This window comes from Bacillus sp. ok061 (assembly GCF_900108285.1).
GTDB lineage: Bacteria > Bacillota > Bacilli > Bacillales > Bacillaceae_G > Bacillus_A > Bacillus_A thuringiensis_S.
Genome location: NZ_FNUW01000008.1, coordinates 61,992 through 79,621, shown reverse-complemented (window position 1 = coordinate 79,621; position 17,630 = coordinate 61,992). Strand labels below are relative to the sequence as shown.

Genomic DNA, 17,630 nt, shown 5'->3' with positions numbered 1-17,630 from the left:
TTAATGGCATTCGATGGACTATTTACAAGAGCGATTACACATGAAATTGAAAATTCTCTTTACACGGGAAGGATTTCTAAAATATACCAACCTTCAAAATACGAGATTTTATTACATATTCGAGCGAATGGAAAGAACAAAAAACTAATTCTTTCATCTCATCCTACATATGCTCGTATGCACTTAACGAATCAAAACTACGATTCGCCAGCAATACCGCCGATGTTTTGTATGCTTCTTCGCAAACATTTAGAAGGTGGATTTATTGAAAAAATTGAACAAATCGACTTAGAACGGATTATCCAAATTACAGTTCGCAGTCGTAATGAAATCGGAGACGAATCATTAAAAACATTAGTAATTGAAATAATGGGACGACATAGCAACATTATCTTATTAGATACGAAAACAAACGTGATTTTAGATAGCTTAAAACACGTTTCATTAGCCGTAAACCGTCACCGAACTGTATATGCTGGTGCTGAGTACGTCGCGCCACCAGCCCAACATAAAATCAATCCTCTGCAAATTGAAACCGCAGATGATTTTATTAGACCGCTAGACTTTCTATCTGGAAATATGGATAAACAACTCGTCGGGGCTTTCATGGGAATATCCCCATTATTTGCAAAAGAAGTAGTAAAGAAAGCCGGTATGGTAAACGAGAAAGCATTATCAGAAGCATTTTTCTCTATACAAACACCATTACTATCTCATGCATATACACCAGCAATGATTACTGCAAATGGAAAAGAATTCTTTTATCTTTTCCCTCTTACACACTTGCAAGGAGAAGAAAAAACATTCTCATCAGTGAGCGAATTGTTAGATCGTTTCTTCTTTGGCAAAGCAGAACGTGATCGTGTAAAACAACAAGCTCATGATTTAGAACGCTTTATGCAAAACGAAAAAAATAAAAACGAGAAAAAACTCATTAAACTCGAAAAAACACTGCAAGATGCCGGAAAAGCAGATAAATATCAACTATTTGGAGAACTACTTACAGCCAATATGTACGCTTTGAAAAAAGGGGATAAAGATATTGAAGTCGTTAACTATTACGACGAAAATGGCGGAACTGTAAAAATCACATTAGATCCTTTAAAAACACCATCTGACAATGCGCAACGCTATTTCCAAAAGTACCAAAAAGCGAAAAATTCAGTTGTTGTTGTAGAAGAACAAATCGAAAAAACAAATGAAGAAATTCTTTATTTTGATAGCTTACTTCAACAAATGGAAGCTGCTTCTTCAAAAGATATTGAAGAAATTCGTGAGGAATTAGCTGAAGAAGGTTATGTGCGCAATCGCAAAACGAAAAACGCAAAGAAAAAACCTACTAAACCAGTATTAGATAAATATTTAGCAAGTGATGGCACAGAGATTTTCGTTGGTAAAAACAATAAACAAAATGATTATTTAACAACGAAGTTTGCCCGCCGTGATGAAATTTGGTTACATACGAAAGACATACCTGGCTCTCACGTTGTCATTCGCTCTTTAGAGCCTGCTGAAGAAACTTTACTAGAAGCTGCCAAAATTGCTGCCTATTACAGTAAAGCGAAAGAGTCTAGCTCTGTACCTGTTGATTTCACCAAAATACGCCATGTCAAAAAACCGAGTGGTGCAAAACTTGGTTTTGTTACGTACGACAATCAGCAAACCGTATATGTAACACCAGATGCTGATATTGTAATGAAATTAAAAGCGTAAATACAAAAATGCGTTGCTTATAAGCAACGCATTTTTTATATTCGTTCACACTAGTTCATATACCCATTTACTAATTCATAACATCTTGCTTTTGTCATCTTGTATTTCTCTTCTGAAGCTTCTATACGTCTCATCGTTCCGTTATTTGTATCAGTACCAATTACTTTAACTTTACTTTCTTTTTCTTTAACCCACGCAATTTGTTTCGTTTTTAACGACTGGAACGCATCAACTGACATCGTACTTCTTAATGTACTGTAAATTTCATTTAGTTTATTATCCCACAGTTGATAATTTCCTTCTATTTCATTTACTATATCGCTTGCGGACATGGTATTTGTATGTTTTTCTTGATTTTCTAGAGTAGATAATTCATTTAGAGCCTTAGTTTTACCTGAAGCTGTTGAAGATTCTTTTGTAGTTTCCTTCTCTTCTTTAGAAATAACTTGTGAACTTACACTATCTTCCTTAACCGTTTCTTGACCTGAACTACTATTTTCTTTCGCTACCTTTTCCTGTTTTTGCTCATCTAAATCATATGTAATAACCGATGTTTTTGCATCTACAGCAATTAATCTAGCATTTTCTTTAAAAATATATTTTTTGTCACCGCTGTCTTCTTCTTTAACAAAATCAACATTCTTAAAGCCTTGAATTTTCAGAAATTCACTAGCTTCTTCCTTCGTAAGTTTTAAATCGCTCGGTGTATGAGATGACCATTTATCCATTAACCATTTTCCATCTTTATAAACGAAAATAAATTCCCATATCTCTGCTTCATTTCCCATATCATTTGAAGGTGTGATAGTCTCAATCGTTAAAATATCTTTTTTCTGTGAATATGTTAATCTCATGTTCGGTTCAATATTAATAGGGAATGGTAGCATATCCGTCTCTCTTGATCGATTAAATGTTGCAAGCGACTTAGGAAGCTGATTTTCTACAAACTTTTCTGAAACCAATCCTTTAACTCCTTTTTTAGCTGTCTCTAAATCCCCAGGATTATTTCGGCTCCATCCATTTTCTTTTTCCATCTCACTAAACGCATTTGCTATTCCATCTACACTCTTTCTTACAATCTTTTTCGCTTCTTTTTCTGTCACTTCTGGCGCTTCATCAAGCTGTTCAATCGTTTCATTTACTTGAACTTTGTGTTCACTTGTTTCACACCCCGTTATAACAAGCATACTAGCGGCCAAACAAAATGACATTACTTTACTTAATTTCTTCATATACTCACATTCTTTAACCCAATTTTTTCGTTACATCCCTTTACCTACAAACAAACCGTAACAACCCCTTATTATACCAATTGTTTTAATTTATTTATACAAAAAATATAATATTTAAATTAAGAGGATTTCTGTTTGCAAGTTTACATTATTGTTCAGTCACATAAACACTTACTGTAAAAAATTTTATATATATTTATTTTACATTCGTCTAGTTTTTTTGACACACAGCTATCCTCTTTTCTTTTATTCTAAATAAATATACTGGCACAATTCTTGCTTTATTAATGTAAAAAGGAGGAATTAAAATGAATGTAAGAATAACTAACATCCAAAAACAACTACATAATTACGGAATCGACGGGTTACTTATTACAAAAAAAGAAAACCGTCAATACGCAACAAACTTTACAGGTAGCGCAGGCGTTGTCTTAATTACTGTGCATAAAGCTATTTTCATTACCGATTTCCGTTACGTAGATCAAGCAAAAACGGAAATAAAAGCAGCAGAAATTATTATGCATAAAGGAAATTTAGAGGAAGAAGTTGCAAATCAAGTATCAAAATTAAACATTCAAAAACTTGGTATAGAAGACAATAATATAACTTTGCAACAATTTAAGAAACTACAAAAATATATACATACAGAAATGGTTCCAGTGTGTGAGATCATTGAAAACATTCGACTTATTAAAGACACATCTGAAATAGAAACAATGAAAATAGCAGCTACGATCGCTGACGAAGCATTTCACCATATTGTTACATTTCTAAAGCCTGGAATAAGCGAGACTGACGTTCGAGATGAATTAGAATTTTTCATGCGAAAAAAAGGAGCTACATCTTCTTCATTCCAAATCATTGTAGCCTCAGGCGTTCGTTCTTCACTTCCCCATGGAGTTGCATCAAATAAAATAATCGAACGAGGCGATATCGTTACATTAGATTTCGGTGCACTTTACGACGGATATTGTTCCGATATAACACGTACCGTAGCAATTGGGGAACCCTCGGAAGAATTCAAAAAAATATACAATGTTGTACGAGAAGCGTTAAAACGTGGGACTGAAGCGATTAAGCCTGGAGAAACTGCGAAAAGTATCGATGATATAACGAGGGATTACATTACAGAACATGGATACGGTCAATACTTTGGCCACTCTACCGGGCACGGTCTTGGGTTAGAAATACATGAACCACTTCGCCTATCCCAAGAAAGTAAGGCAACTTTACAAGAAGGTATGGTTGTTACAGTTGAGCCGGGCATTTACATACCGAACTGGGGCGGTTGTAGAATCGAAGATGATATTGTCATCACCAAAGATGGTTATGACATTATTACAAAATCAAATAGAGAACTAATTGTAATCCCTTGTTAATATTATGAAGGTTTAAACAAAACTTTTTCTTTGCACATAGAATTCATTCTCTGGAGTATTCATTTAAAGAGGGGGAATTTAAATTGAATTTTGTAATTGATAAATTAGAGGGTTTACATGTAGAATTTTCAAAGCTTGTTTGCATGATGAATTACGCTCGCTATACAACAATGCAAGCAGTGGAAGGTTTAACAATTGAAGAACTTGATTATTTATATGATAAGGAAGCAAATTCAATTGGCATGTTATTGTATCATATGGCTGCTGTTGAATTTTACTACCAGATTCATACTTTTGAAGACCGTGAACCAACGGAGACTGAATTAGAACATTGGTTACCTGCTATTGAGTTAGGGAGCCTTGGACGCGAGAAAATAAAAGGAAACTCTATAGAATTTTACATCCATACATTACAAGAAGTACGCTCTAAAACAATTGAAAGTTTTCAATCATTACCTGATGAATGGCTGTTTAAAAAGACAAACTTTTGGCATGACAAACCAGCAAATAACCACTTTAAATGGTTTCACGTATTTGAAGATGAAATCAATCATCGCGGACAAATTCGCTTAATTAAGAAGATGCAAAAAGCTCATTCAGTAAAATAAGAAAGTGCCACCGAATAAAGTGGCACTTCCTTCTATTCATTAACGAATAACTTTTCGTTTACTTTTTTAGCGAGTACCGCTACCGACATTAAAATACATATCAAATATAGCAATTTCGCAATAAACAACCACCCTTGAAACATTACAATTCCATCTATTATCTTATTTCCTTTCCATAACAAAAACGGAATCGTACTAATTATAATGACAAACTCAATGCTGAAAACAATTTTCTTTTTTCGGCTATATGCTTTCCATTCATCCCAGCGATACATAGGAGCAAAAATCAATACTCCTATACATAATATAACTGGTACCCATTCACTTTTAAGAAATTGCCCTGAAATAACTGATAATAGTAAACAAACGAGCACACCATAATATCCTATTTTCTCCCTCATTCTCCTTCTCCTGAAATTCCATTTTTAGGATTAATTGTATTTTATCATCCATCCCCCCCTTACCATTACAGTACATGAAATTTCATTTTTTCTTTTCCTATACTCACATACTTTCACTGTTTTCATACAATAAACTACACGAATGCCTAAGGATGTGAATGTTATGGGAGTTGAATTAACGCTATTACACGCTCTCTATATTCTTTGTTTACTCACTATTATTACCTTTTTTATTCTCCGGAAAGATACGACGATTATTTGTATCGTTTTTATCTTTTTATTAGCATTAACCGCTACAAGCTCTATCCCTCTTGCCGTTAGCGGTATTTTTCAAAGTTTCATTTACGCTATTACTGAGCTATTACCAACTATATTAATCATCTCTATTATCGTATCAATGAGCAATCTACTCGTTCATACTGGCATAAATGATACGATGATTTCACCATTTACAAAGATGATTCGTACCCCTGCACTTGCCTACTGGATCATCGGCCTTTTAATGATGACAATTTCTTTCTTTTTTTGGCCTTCTCCAGCTGTCGCCTTAATGGGAGCTATTTTATTCCCCGTCGCTGTACGCGTCGGTCTTCCTCCAATTGGGGTTGCCATTGCTATGAACTTATTCGGACACGGCATCGCCTTATCTGGCGACTTCGTTATTCAAGGTGCACCGAAATTAACTGCAGATGCGGCTGGACTCCCCATTTCCAGCGTTGTTTCTGCCAGTGTTCCTCTTGTAATTGTTATGGGTATTGTGACAACTTCCGTCGCATTTTTCTTCTTACGTAAAGAATTTCATACAGGCTTATCTATACAAGAGTCTATTCCATCAACTGGGTCTTCTAAAGCGCTCACTTCCTTATCTCCTCGGACAAAAAAATGGCTCGCTATTTGTATTCCAATCGTATATGTCATCGATATTCTTTGCATGATTCAATTTAAACTACAAGGAAGTGATGCAACTGCACTGATCGGCGGAACGACTGTTATTATGATTATCATCATTTCTCTCATCGCCTACAAAGGTAATGGACTAAATAAAACGACCGATTATTTTATAGAAGGGCTCCAATTTGGATTTAAAATCTTTGGTCCAGTTATTCCAATTGCTGCACTCTTTTATTTAGGAGATAGCGGCTTTGTGAAAATTATTGGAGACTATTTACCGAAAGGTTCACATGGAATCATTAACGACTTAGGGATTGCCTTATCTCAAACGGTCCCTTTAAACCAATACGTATCGGCGGGAACATTAGCTATCGTAGGTGTTATAACAGGCTTAGATGGATCTGGTTTTTCCGGTATATCACTTGCTGGTTCGGTTGCAAACCTTTTCGGAACAGCTTTAGGTCATGGAACAGCTACATTAACAGCACTCGGACAAATTGCGGCTATATGGACCGGGGGCGGAACGTTAATTCCTTGGGCGCTTATTCCTGCTGCTGCGATTTGCAAGGTAGATCCATTTGAACTTGCACGCCGAAACTTTTTACCGGTTGTTATCGGTTTAATTGTCACCACTATCTTTGCGATATTTATTTTATAACGTAAGCAAGTGTTCTCTTGCTTACATTTTTTCTTGTAAAATTCATCATGAATTACTGGTTTTCAAGAGGGATTCGTTATCACTTAGCGAAATTATATTAGGAGAGTAATTTTTTCAAAACGTTTACGAGAAACAGATTACTTCAATTAGAAAAGGGGACATACCTATGAATGAATTGATTTTCGTCTTATTAATTTGTCCGTTACTTATCTTTATCGTTTCTGTTATTGGAACACGCAAGACGAAAACATATTACGTAATGCCGCTTGTAACGTTTGCTAGTTTTTTAATAATAGGTGTTATCGCCTTTACTCCAAAATTTTTCTTTTGGGTTGGTATGTACAGCATCTTTTCATTTATCGTTTCTTATATGACGCTATTATTTGTAAGAGGATATGAAGTTGCGGAAAACGCTAAATAGTTATTAGCGAGGAGATTTTAATATGATTTTCTTTGATATTGATGGAACTTTACTTGATTACGATACTGCTGAGAAAAATGGTATCTCACATTTCTTCCAAAAGTATAATGATATTTTTTCAGGAAACGAATTAGAGGCTATGAAGCTATGGCATGAATTATCCGAGAAATATTTCAACAAATTTTTATCCAAGGAATTATCTTTTGAAGAACAACAAGGGATGCGAATGTATCATTTATTTAAAGCATACGGAGTAAACTTATCACCTTGGGAATCTCAGCACAGATTCAAGCAATATATAGAACTATATAAGAACAACTGGACCGCGTTTGAAGATGTACACTATACATTACAGACCTTGCAGCAAGGGGGTCACTCATTAGGTATCATTAGTAATGGTGACTATGAACAACAAGTCAAAAAATTAACTGCCCTAAACATTCTACAATATTTCAAATATATATTTACTTCTAGTGAACTTGGTATATCTAAACCAGACCCTGAAATTTTTCATAGAACTGCATTACAATTGAATCTTGAAATGAAAGATTACTATTATATTGGCGATCAATTAGAGACTGATGCGATTAGTAGTACAGCAGCTGGGATGCAAGGGATATGGTTAAATCGGGATAACTCACAACTCAAGTACGATATTCCTACTATCTGTTCTTTACATGAAGTTTTAACAATAATATAAAAGACGACCGCGTTCCCCCGCGGTCGTTTTTTTTCATGTTACGCTGTGATCCAAGCTTCGTTAGCTGGATTTTTACGCCACTCTTGTAATTTTTTCGTTTCAGCTTGTCCGATCATACCTTTTTCTGCTGCTACTTCAGTTAATGCACTGTAGTCGCTTAAAGAGTATGATGCTACATTAGCTGCTTCTAGTTTTGTTTTTCCTGCTTCAAGCTCATATGTGAAGATTGATACGATCCCCAATACTTCACAACCAGCTTCGCGAAGTGCTTCTACACACGTAATTGCACTACCACCAGTTGAAATTAAGTCTTCTACTACTACTACTTTTTGACCTTTTTCAGCTTTTCCTTCAATTTGGTTTCCTTTACCGTGGCCTTTTGCTTTACTACGTACGTAGCACATTGGTAAATCCATACGATCGCTTACCCATGCAGCGTGCGCAATACCAGCAGTTGCTGTTCCTGCAATAACTTCTACAGTTGGGAAGTGCTCTTTAATTAACTCTTCTAATCCAGCTGCAATCGCTTGACGCACTTTTGGATAAGATAAGGTTAAACGGTTATCACAATAAATTGGTGATTTCATACCTGAAGACCAAGTGAATGGATCATTCGGTTGTAAAAATACTGCTCCAATTTCTAATAAATGCGATGCGATTTCTTTTTTCATACTGTTACACCTTCCCACTGTTGTTTTACTGTTTTATACGCTTCAAGCGGATTTTCTGCTTTCGTAATACTGCGTCCAACTACGATGTAGCTTGAGCCAAGTTCCCTCGCACGTTTCGGTGTTGCTACGCGCACTTGGTCATTAACATCATCACTTGCAAGACGAATGCCCGGTGTTACTGTTACAAATTCATTTCCGCATACTTCACGTAATTTTGGAACTTCAAGTGTTGAACAAACAACGCCATCAAGTCCACTGTCTTTCGTTAATTTTGCATAATGAGCAACCGCTTCTTCTAACGTTTTCTCAATGCCAATCTCTTTTTTCATCATAGCTTCCGAAGTGCTTGTTAGTTGTGTAACTGCAATACAAATCGGTCTCTCTTTTCCTTCTTGCTTACCTTCCTCTAATCCCTCAATCGCAGCTTTCATCATGCTACTTCCCCCAGCAGCATGAACATTTACCATATCAACATCTAGACTAGCTAGGCTACGCATAGCGCTTTTTACTGTATTCGGAATATCATGAAGTTTTAAATCTAGGAAAATCTTATGTCCTTTTTCTTTTAAGTACGTAATAATTGCAGGGCCTTCTTTGTAAAATAACTCCATACCTACTTTGACAAATAACTCTTCCCCTTCAAAGTGGTGTAAGAATTGTTCTACTTCTTGTTTCCCTGGAAAATCTAGTGCAACGATTAACGACTGTGACATGTTTGCTTCCAGCTCCTTCCTTGACATTCCGAAATATGATCAAATCCTAATTCATCTAGTAATGCTGGTAACTCTTCAATAATTGTCGGACATACGAACGGATCGATAAAGTTCGCTGTACCTACTGCAACTGCGCTTGCGCCAGCGTAGAAGAATTCAATTACATCTTCCGCTGTTTCAATACCGCCCATTCCGATAATTGGAATGTTAACCGCTTGACTTACTTCATGTACCATACGAATTGCTACTGGCTTAATCGCAGGACCTGATAATCCGCCTGTACGGTTTGCTAAAATTGGTTTAGCTGTTTTTAAATCTAGACGCATACCAAGCAATGTATTAATCATCGTTAAACCATCTGCACCTGCATTTTCAATCGCTTTTGCAATTTCCACAATGTTTGCCACGTTAGGTGACAATTTCACGTATACAGGTACTTCAGAAACCTCTTTTACTCGCTTCGTTAAATCAGCAGCAATTTCAGGATTTGTACCAAAGGCGATACCACCTGTTTTTACGTTTGGACAAGAAATATTTAATTCTAGTGCATGGACATTAGGCGCTTTAGAAATTTCCTTCGCAACCGCTACGTAATCCTCAGCCTGTGAGCCTGCAACGTTCGCAATAATTGGAAGGTCAAATTGTTCTAACCATGGTAATTCCGAATTCATTACTTTGTCTAATCCCGGGTTTTGAAGTCCGATTGCATTTAACATGCCGCCTGGTGTTTCAGCAACACGCGGCGTTGGATTCCCATAACGTGGTTGTTCTGTCGTCGCTTTAATCATGATTGATCCTAGTACACTTAAATCGTAAAACTGTGCATATTCACGACCAAACCCAAAGCATCCAGATGCCGGTATAATCGGATTTTTTAATGATAATCCTGGTAATTCAACTTGCAATCTGTTCATAGTACAACCTCCCCGATTGGAAATACTGGTCCGTCGCTACACACCTTCTTGTAAGAATGTCCACTTGGATCTTCTTGTAAGTGGCATACACATGCGAAACAAGCTCCAATACCACAACCCATACGCTCTTCTAATGAAATATAGGCTTTTTTCTTTTTGTAACGTCCTTCTAATGCACGAAGCATCGCTAACGGGCCACATGAATAAAGAATGTCAAAGTCGATTCCGTAATTATCAATTACATCTGTGACAAATCCTTTTGTACCGTGTGTACCGTCTACTGTCGCAACGTACGTATCACCAAGTTCTGCAAATTTTTCTTCATAGAAAACAACATCTTTCGTTTGAAAACCTAAGATGTGAATCACACGTACACCCTTTGCAACGAGGCGCTGTGATAATTCATAAAGTGGTGGTACACCAATTCCCCCGCCTACTAGTAAAGCTGTTTGACCAGCTTCTGCTTCTTCTACAGGAAAACCGTGTCCTAATGGTCCTAGTACATCTACCATTTCACCTTGTTTTCTAGTTGCTAATGTTTTTGTCCCTTGTCCTTCGGCACGATATAGCATTGTAAATTCGTTCTTCTCTTGATCTACATTACAAATACTAATTGGGCGGCGCAGAAGGGGCGCAATGCCCTCTGCTACCTTAATGTGTACAAACTGCCCTGGTTCGTTCATTTGCTGTACTAACGTTCCTTGAAGCACTAATTCGTAAATGTTTTTTGCGATTTCTTTTTGGTTAACGACGATCATATTTTGCTTTTGCATCATGCATGTACCACCTCGTGACGCTTTGTTTGCGTAATTTCTTTCATTGAATGAGCTGAGAATGTCATAGATTCTAATACTCGTAAGATTGCTCTCGTTGTATCAAGTGATGTTAAGCAAGCCACACCATTTTCTACTGATTCACGGCGAATGCGGAAACCATCACGCGCTGGTTGTTTGCCTTTTGTTAATGTATTGATTACAAACTGTGCTTTTCCTTGACGGATAATATCAAGTAAGTTATAGTCTTCAGAATCAATTTTGTTTACCACTTGGACTGGAATATTTTGCTCTGCTAACGATTGTGCTGTTCCAGCTGTTGCTAATAAGTTATAACCGATTTCGTGGAAACGTTTTGCAATTTCCATTGCCTCTTCTTTATCTTTATCGGCTACTGTGATGATTACTGATCCGTGCGTTGGGATGTTAATTCCAGAAGCAACTAATCCTTTGTATAATGCTTTTTCAAGCGTTAAGTCTTTACCCATTACTTCCCCTGTTGACTTCATTTCAGGTCCTAATGTTGTATCAACTGAGCGTAGTTTCGCAAACGAGAATACCGGTGCTTTTACATATACTTCTTTCTCTTCTGGGTGATAACCAGTTCCGTATCCTTGCTCTACTAAGTCTTGACCTAAAATAACTTTCGTTGCAACATTCGCCATCGGTACGCCCGTAATTTTACTTAAGAACGGTACTGTACGACTCGCACGTGGGTTTACTTCAATTACGTACACTTGATCTTTGAATACTACAAACTGGATATTTAGTAATCCAACAATGTTTAAACCTTTTCCAAGTGCAATTGTATGTTCAATGATTTGTTCTTTTAGTTTTTCAGATAAGCTTTGTGGTGGGTATACTCCAATTGAGTCACCAGAGTGAACTCCAGCGCGTTCAATATGTTCCATAATACCTGGAATGAATACATTCTCACCGTCTGAAATTGCATCTACTTCAATTTCTTTACCAACCATGTAACGGTCAATTAATACCGGATGCTCTGCATGAACTTTAACTGCATTTTTCATGTAGTGCAGTAATTCTTCTTGACGATATACGATTTCCATCGCACGTCCACCTAGTACGTAAGACGGTCTTACTAATACTGGATAACCAATTTCTTCAGCGATTGCTACTGCTTGTTCTACAGTTGTTGCTGTTTTACCAACTGGTTGCGGGATACCAAGCTGGGTTAGAGCTGCTTCAAACTTATCACGATCTTCTGCGCGGTCTAAATCTTCAAGTGATGTTCCTAAAATTTTCACACCGTGTTCTTCTAATTTCGCCGCTAAGTTAATTGCCGTTTGTCCACCGAACTGAACGATAACACCTTCTGGCTTTTCTAAATCGATAATGTGCATTACATCTTCAATTGTTAATGGTTCAAAGTATAATTTGTCAGAAATACTGAAGTCTGTTGAAACTGTTTCTGGATTGTTATTAACAATGATTGCCTCATATCCAGCTTCTTTAATTGCCCATACAGAGTGAACTGTTGCGTAGTCAAACTCAACACCTTGACCGATACGGATTGGACCAGATCCTAGTACAACCACACTCTTACGATCTGTTCTAACCGATTCATTCTCGTCACCATATGTGCTGTAGTAGTATGGTGTTGCAGATTCAAACTCTGCCGCACAAGTATCTACCATTTTATAAACAGGAGTTATATTGCTTTCTTTACGTATATCGTAAATTTCACGCTCTGTTTTATTCCAAGCTGCTGCAACGTAGTGATCGCTGAAGCCCATTTCTTTCGCAGTTTGTAGTACTTCCATATTTCCTACATTCGCTTTTACTTCACGTTCCATATTTACGATGTTTTCAACTTTTTGTAAGAAGAAGAAGTCCATTTCACACCATTCGTTGATTTCTTCTTTCGTTACACCTTGACGAATTGCTTCTGCTACAATAAACAGTCGCTCATCATCAGCTTTTATAATGCGTTTTTTCATTGTTTCTTTATCAATTTCTTTTAAATGCTCTAACTCTAAGTGATAAACGCCAAGTTCTAAAGAACGAACCGCTTTTAATAATGATTGCTCTAAGTTACGTCCGATTGACATAACTTCACCAGTTGCCTTCATTTGTGTACCCAGTGTTCTGTTTGCTGATTCAAACTTATCAAATGGCCAGCGCGGAATTTTTGAAACAACATAGTCTAATGCTGGTTCGAAACAAGCGTATGTTTTTTGTGTTACTGGATTTATAATTTCATCTAATGTTAGACCGACTGCAATTTTTGCCGCTAGCTTCGCAATTGGATATCCAGTTGCTTTAGATGCTAGTGCAGATGAACGACTTACACGCGGGTTTACTTCGATTACATAGTATTGGAAGCTATGTGGATCAAGTGCAAGCTGAACGTTACATCCACCTTCAATTCCTAATGCACGAATAATTCGTAATGAAGTGTTTCGTAACATTTGATATTCACGGTCACTTAATGTTTGGCTCGGTGCTACTACGATAGAATCACCTGTGTGAACTCCAACTGGATCGATATTTTCCATATTACATACTACAATCGCGTTATCATTTGAATCACGCATTACTTCATATTCAATTTCCTTACAACCAGCAATGCTCTTTTCTAATAAACATTGTGTTACTGGACTATGTTTTAATCCACCTGATACGATTTCAATTAGTTCTTCTTCATTACTACAGATTCCGCCACCTGTTCCCCCCATTGTAAATGCTGGGCGAACAATAACTGGATATCCAATTTCTTTTACAAATTCATGTGCTTCTTCTAGCGTATGAATGATGGTACTAGATGGAATTGGTTCATTTAATTCCTGCATTAATGTACGGAATAAATCACGATCCTCCGCTTGCTCAATTGCTGATAATTTCGTTCCTAAAATTTCAACTCCACACTCTTCAAGTATGCCTGATTTCGCAAGTTCAACAGCCATGTTTAAACCTGTTTGACCACCTAATGTTGGTAAGATCGCATCTGGACGTTCTTTACGAATGATACGGCTTACGAATTCTAGTGTTAATGGTTCTATATATACTTTATCTGCTGTTGCAGTATCTGTCATAATTGTTGCTGGGTTAGAGTTAACAAGGATTACTTTGTAACCTTCTTCTCTAAGAGATTGACAAGCTTGTGTACCAGAGTAGTCAAACTCTGCTGCTTGCCCAATTACAATTGGTCCTGATCCGATTACTAAAATTGTGTTAATGTCTAGGCGTTTTGGCATAACTCTTCCCCTTCTTTCTTGAAGTTTTCAATCATCGCTAAGAAATCTTCGAATAAATCATTTGCATCTTCTGGTCCTGCTGAAGCTTCTGGATGATATTGTACTGTAAATGCTGGGAACTTCGTATGACGAAGACCTTCTACTGTTCCATCATTTAAAGCGACATGTGTAATTTCAAGTTCTGTATTTTTAACTGATTCTTCTTCTACTGCGTATCCATGGTTTTGAGATGTAATTGCTACTTTTCCAGTTGCAAGATGTTTTACTGGATGATTTAAACCACGGTGACCGAATTTTAACTTACTTGTATTCGCACCAGATGCTAGAGCGAGCAATTGATGTCCTAGGCAAATTCCGAATAAAGGAACTTTACCGATAATGTCTTTTAACATTTCAATTGCTTCTGGTACATCTTTCGGGTCTCCAGGTCCATTACTTAACATAATTCCATCTGGGCTAAGGCGTAAAATCTCTTCTGCTGTTGTATTGTAAGGTACTACAATTACATCACAATCACGTTTATTTAATTCTCTTAAAATACCATGTTTCATCCCGAAGTCTACAAGTACAACTCGGTGTCCACGGCCTGGGCTTGGGTATGGATCTTTCGTTGATACGCGTTTCACGTGATCTGTAAATACTGTCGCTTTTAATTGGCTCACGATGTATTCTACATCTGCATCCATGTTACATAGACGTCCACGTAATGTACCGTATTGACGAATTTTTCTCGTTAATTTTCTCGTATCAACTCCTGCTAAGCCTGGGATGTTTCTTTCTTTTAAGTAATCATTTAACGAAATTTCATTACGGAAGTTTGATGGGTGATCACAAATTTCGTTTACGATTAAGCCATTTACAGATGGGTGAATCGATTCAAAATCGTCACGGTTAATGCCGTAGTTTCCGATTAATGGGTACGTGAATGTTACGATTTGACCGCAATATGATGGATCAGATAATGTTTCTTGATATCCAGTCATTCCTGTTGTAAATACAACCTCACCTGACTTTTCAATTTCGCCTCCGAAACCTTTTCCAATTAATACCGTTCCATCTTCTAAGATAAGTTGTCTTTTCATACTAATGCACTCTCCTTTTGCCATGCGATCTTACCACCAACGATTGTCATTACCGGCCATCCTTGGCATTTCCAACCTGCAAATGGTGTATTTTTTCCTTTTGATAAGAATGTTGTTGGGTCAATCTCTTCTTCTTGTTCTAAATCAATGATTGTAATATCAGCTGTTCTACCTTCTTTTAGGCGACCAGCTTCTAAGCCGAATGTATCAGCTGGCTTTTCTGTTAAGAATTGAATTAACTGTTCTAGCGTAATAACTCCCTTTTTCACAAGGTTTGTGTATAGAAGCGGGAATGCTGTTTCAAAACCAGTAATTCCGAACGGTGCTCTTTCAATTCCTTGTGCTTTCTCTTCCGCTGTATGCGGTGCATGGTCAGTTGCAATCATATCGATCGTTCCATCTAATAAACCTTCAATTAATGCTGCATGGTCTTCTTTTCCACGAAGCGGTGGGTTCATTTTAAAGTTAGGATCAACTGATGGGATATCATCTTCACATAACACTAGGTGATGTGGTGTTACTTCTGCTGTTACTTTAATTCCAGCGCGTTTCGCATCACGGATTACACGTACAGAACCTTTTGTACTTACGTGACATACGTGATAGTGACAATCTGCTGCTTCAGCAAGCAGTATATCCCTTGCAATATGTACAGATTCACATACTGATGGGATACCGTTTAATCCGTGTTTCTCAGAAAACTTCCCTTCATGTACACAACCTTTATTAATAAGCGTATTCTCTTCACAGTGCGCAACTACTGCCATATTTAATTTCGCTGCACGTTTCATAGCCGCTAACATCATGCTAGCATCTTGTACGCCTACGCCGTCATCTGTGAAAGCAAATGCTCCAAGTTCTTTTAATGTTTCGAAATCTGTCATTTCAGAACCAGCTTGACGTACTGTAATTGCTCCGTATGGTAGTACGTTAACATGCGCTTTTTCTTTAATACGTTTTTGCAGGTCTTCCATATGTTCTCTGCAATCTGGTACTGGGCGTGTATTTGGCATTGAGCAAATTGTAGTGAATCCACCTTTTGCCGCTGCTAGTGTACCTGTTTCAATTGTTTCTTTATGTTCACCACCTGGTTCACGAAGATGTACGTGTACATCTACTAATCCAGGTGCGATTAAATTTCCGTTCACTTCGATTACTTCAGCATTATCTGCCGTAATATTTTCTGCTACCTTAGCGATTTTACCGTCTTGTACGAGAAGATCTGTTGCTACGATTTTTCCTTCTTCATTCATATAACGACCATTTTTAAACAAATAATTCATGTCTCATTCCTCCTAATACATTTGGTAAGGCGCGTTTTAGTACAGCCATTCTTACGTAAACCCCATTTTCCATTTGTTTAAATATGCGTGAACGCTCACACTCAACAAGTTCACTTGCAATTTCAACATCACGGTTTACAGGAGCTGGATGCATAATAATGCTTCCTTCTTTCATACGCTTTTCTCTTTCTACTGTTAATCCGTGTTTCTCATGATATTCTTTCATAATGTCTGTTTCATAATGATCATGACGCTCATGTTGTACACGGAGTAACATCATTACATCCACTTCTGGAACAAGTTCATCTAATGGTTTGTATGTTCCAAATGTGTTGTCTTCATCTTTCCACTCTTCTGGACTGGCAAAGTAAATTGTTGCACCCAACTTCGTTAATGCTTCTGCATTAGAACGTGCTACTCGGCTATGACGAACATCTCCTACTATTGCAATCTTCAAACCTTCAAATCTTCCAAACTCTTGTTTAATTGTAAGAAGGTCGAGTAGGCACTGCGTTGGGTGGTTTCCACATCCATCTCCAGCGTTTAAGATCGGGATATTCACCTGATCTTTTAGTTCATCGAAGTAGCGATCTTGCTCATGGCGGATGACCACTGCTTTTGTTCCGATTGATTCTAGTGTTCTTATCGTATCGTATAAAGTTTCTCCTTTTTGTACGCTAGATGCATCAGCTGAAAAGTTTAAAACATCTAGTCCTAATCTCTTCTCAGCAACTTCAAAGCTAAATCTCGTTCTCGTACTATTCTCAAAGAACAAGTTTGCAACAAAAGTTTGCTCTGTCGTTTTGCTCTCTTTTCCATTCGCAAAATCTTCTGCATCTTTTAGGATTTCTGAAATTTCTACTTCCGATAATTCACTCATCGTTAACAAATGGCTCATCGTCATCCCTCATCTTTCTGATTTTTATGTTACCACTTTTGTATTTTTATAACAACGTTTGTATAAAAATACCCT

16 protein-coding genes are annotated in these 17,630 nt (G+C 37.2%); 6 read left to right on the top strand and 10 right to left on the bottom strand.

Going from position 1 to position 17,630, the window contains the following annotated elements; translation table 11 throughout:
- Positions 1-3: 3 nt before the first annotated feature.
- Positions 4-1,713: an NFACT RNA binding domain-containing protein gene (locus C4S65_RS13255; protein ID WP_061666368.1), complete on the top strand. Its 1,710-nt coding sequence runs from the start codon at positions 4-6 to the stop codon at positions 1,711-1,713.
- A 50-nt stretch (positions 1,714-1,763) separates the two neighbouring features.
- Here the strand turns inward: C4S65_RS13255 and C4S65_RS13250 are convergent, their stop codons facing one another.
- Positions 1,764-2,945: a lysozyme inhibitor LprI family protein gene (locus tag C4S65_RS13250; RefSeq protein WP_000736522.1), complete on the bottom strand. Its 1,182-nt coding sequence runs from the start codon at positions 2,943-2,945 to the stop codon at positions 1,764-1,766.
- Positions 2,946-3,253: 308 nt separating this feature from the next.
- Here C4S65_RS13250 and C4S65_RS13245 point away from each other — a divergent pair, with 308 nt between their 5' ends.
- Entirely contained in the window at positions 3,254-4,324 is a 1,071-nt protein-coding gene (locus tag C4S65_RS13245) for a Xaa-Pro peptidase family protein (RefSeq protein ID WP_001102866.1), read from the top strand.
- An 83-nt stretch (positions 4,325-4,407) separates the two neighbouring features.
- Complete coding sequence (locus C4S65_RS13240) at positions 4,408-4,932, top strand: DUF664 domain-containing protein (RefSeq protein WP_086407623.1); 525 nt, start codon at positions 4,408-4,410, stop codon at positions 4,930-4,932.
- 32 nt (positions 4,933-4,964) lie between these two features.
- Here the strand turns inward: C4S65_RS13240 and C4S65_RS13235 are convergent, their stop codons facing one another.
- On the bottom strand, positions 4,965-5,333 hold the full coding sequence (locus C4S65_RS13235; RefSeq protein WP_061666366.1) for a YoqO family protein: 369 nt from the start codon (positions 5,331-5,333) through the stop codon (positions 4,965-4,967).
- A gap of 163 nt (positions 5,334-5,496) precedes the next feature.
- On the opposite strand from C4S65_RS13235, the gene C4S65_RS13230 reads away from it, so the two are divergent.
- From C4S65_RS13230 to C4S65_RS13220, 3 genes are all read left to right on the top strand, one after another.
- Positions 5,497-6,882, top strand: a complete 1,386-nt coding sequence (locus C4S65_RS13230) for a hypothetical protein (RefSeq protein ID WP_000537888.1) — start codon at positions 5,497-5,499, stop codon at positions 6,880-6,882.
- 166 nt (positions 6,883-7,048) lie between these two features.
- Complete coding sequence (locus tag C4S65_RS13225) at positions 7,049-7,303, top strand: YbeF family protein (protein WP_001003940.1); 255 nt, start codon at positions 7,049-7,051, stop codon at positions 7,301-7,303.
- Positions 7,304-7,325: 22 nt separating this feature from the next.
- A complete protein-coding gene (locus C4S65_RS13220) occupies positions 7,326-8,003 on the top strand; it encodes an HAD family hydrolase (protein ID WP_098838802.1) in 678 nt (225 codons plus the stop codon).
- 38 nt (positions 8,004-8,041) lie between these two features.
- Here the strand turns inward: C4S65_RS13220 and pyrE are convergent, their stop codons facing one another.
- The 8 genes from pyrE to pyrB are packed head-to-tail and all read right to left on the bottom strand — an operon-like array spanning position 8,042 to position 17,555.
- Complete coding sequence (gene pyrE, locus C4S65_RS13215) at positions 8,042-8,674, bottom strand: orotate phosphoribosyltransferase (protein ID WP_000711453.1); 633 nt, start codon at positions 8,672-8,674, stop codon at positions 8,042-8,044.
- Complete coding sequence (gene pyrF / locus C4S65_RS13210; RefSeq protein WP_000083509.1) at positions 8,671-9,387, bottom strand: orotidine-5'-phosphate decarboxylase; 717 nt, start codon at positions 9,385-9,387, stop codon at positions 8,671-8,673. The genes pyrE and pyrF overlap by 4 nt, the downstream gene beginning before the upstream one ends.
- Positions 9,372-10,301: a dihydroorotate oxidase B catalytic subunit gene (gene pyrD, locus C4S65_RS13205; RefSeq protein ID WP_001081049.1), complete on the bottom strand. Its 930-nt coding sequence runs from the start codon at positions 10,299-10,301 to the stop codon at positions 9,372-9,374. The genes pyrF and pyrD overlap by 16 nt, the downstream gene beginning before the upstream one ends.
- A complete protein-coding gene (pyrK, locus tag C4S65_RS13200) occupies positions 10,298-11,077 on the bottom strand; it encodes a dihydroorotate oxidase B electron transfer subunit (protein ID WP_000983360.1) in 780 nt (259 codons plus the stop codon). Before pyrK ends, pyrD begins: the two co-directional genes overlap by 4 nt.
- On the bottom strand, positions 11,074-14,292 hold the full coding sequence (gene carB / locus C4S65_RS13195; RefSeq protein ID WP_061666364.1) for a carbamoyl-phosphate synthase large subunit: 3,219 nt from the start codon (positions 14,290-14,292) through the stop codon (positions 11,074-11,076). The genes pyrK and carB overlap by 4 nt, the downstream gene beginning before the upstream one ends.
- Positions 14,277-15,374, bottom strand: coding sequence for a carbamoyl phosphate synthase small subunit (locus C4S65_RS13190; protein ID WP_103945256.1), 1,098 nt, complete (start codon positions 15,372-15,374; stop codon positions 14,277-14,279). The genes carB and C4S65_RS13190 overlap by 16 nt, the downstream gene beginning before the upstream one ends.
- Complete coding sequence (gene pyrC / locus C4S65_RS13185) at positions 15,371-16,657, bottom strand: dihydroorotase (protein ID WP_001108388.1); 1,287 nt, start codon at positions 16,655-16,657, stop codon at positions 15,371-15,373. Before pyrC ends, C4S65_RS13190 begins: the two co-directional genes overlap by 4 nt.
- Positions 16,641-17,555: an aspartate carbamoyltransferase gene (gene pyrB, locus C4S65_RS13180; protein ID WP_061666363.1), complete on the bottom strand. Its 915-nt coding sequence runs from the start codon at positions 17,553-17,555 to the stop codon at positions 16,641-16,643. Before pyrB ends, pyrC begins: the two co-directional genes overlap by 17 nt.
- Positions 17,556-17,630 lie beyond the last annotated feature (75 nt).

Excerpts from the sequence above, each read along its gene's own strand:
- carB (WP_061666364.1), bottom strand. The coding sequence starts at position 14,292 with ATGCCAAAACGCCTAGACATTAACACAATTTTAGTAATCGGATCAGGA.
- C4S65_RS13245 (WP_001102866.1), top strand. The coding sequence starts at position 3,254 with ATGAATGTAAGAATAACTAACATCCAAAAACAACTACATAATTACGGA.
- C4S65_RS13230 (WP_000537888.1), top strand. The coding sequence starts at position 5,497 with ATGGGAGTTGAATTAACGCTATTACACGCTCTCTATATTCTTTGTTTA.
- C4S65_RS13225 (WP_001003940.1), top strand. The coding sequence starts at position 7,049 with ATGAATGAATTGATTTTCGTCTTATTAATTTGTCCGTTACTTATCTTT.
- C4S65_RS13190 (WP_103945256.1), bottom strand. The coding sequence starts at position 15,374 with ATGAAAAGACAACTTATCTTAGAAGATGGAACGGTATTAATTGGAAAA.
- pyrK (WP_000983360.1), bottom strand. The coding sequence starts at position 11,077 with ATGATGCAAAAGCAAAATATGATCGTCGTTAACCAAAAAGAAATCGCA.
- pyrD (WP_001081049.1), bottom strand. The coding sequence starts at position 10,301 with ATGAACAGATTGCAAGTTGAATTACCAGGATTATCATTAAAAAATCCG.
- C4S65_RS13235 (WP_061666366.1), bottom strand. The coding sequence starts at position 5,333 with ATGAGGGAGAAAATAGGATATTATGGTGTGCTCGTTTGTTTACTATTA.
- pyrF (WP_000083509.1), bottom strand. The coding sequence starts at position 9,387 with ATGTCACAGTCGTTAATCGTTGCACTAGATTTTCCAGGGAAACAAGAA.
- C4S65_RS13255 (WP_061666368.1), top strand. The coding sequence starts at position 4 with ATGGCATTCGATGGACTATTTACAAGAGCGATTACACATGAAATTGAA.
- pyrC (WP_001108388.1), bottom strand. The coding sequence starts at position 16,657 with ATGAATTATTTGTTTAAAAATGGTCGTTATATGAATGAAGAAGGAAAA.
- pyrB (WP_061666363.1), bottom strand. The coding sequence starts at position 17,555 with ATGAGCCATTTGTTAACGATGAGTGAATTATCGGAAGTAGAAATTTCA.
- C4S65_RS13220 (WP_098838802.1), top strand. The coding sequence starts at position 7,326 with ATGATTTTCTTTGATATTGATGGAACTTTACTTGATTACGATACTGCT.
- C4S65_RS13250 (WP_000736522.1), bottom strand. The coding sequence starts at position 2,945 with ATGAAGAAATTAAGTAAAGTAATGTCATTTTGTTTGGCCGCTAGTATG.
- pyrE (WP_000711453.1), bottom strand. The coding sequence starts at position 8,674 with ATGAAAAAAGAAATCGCATCGCATTTATTAGAAATTGGAGCAGTATTT.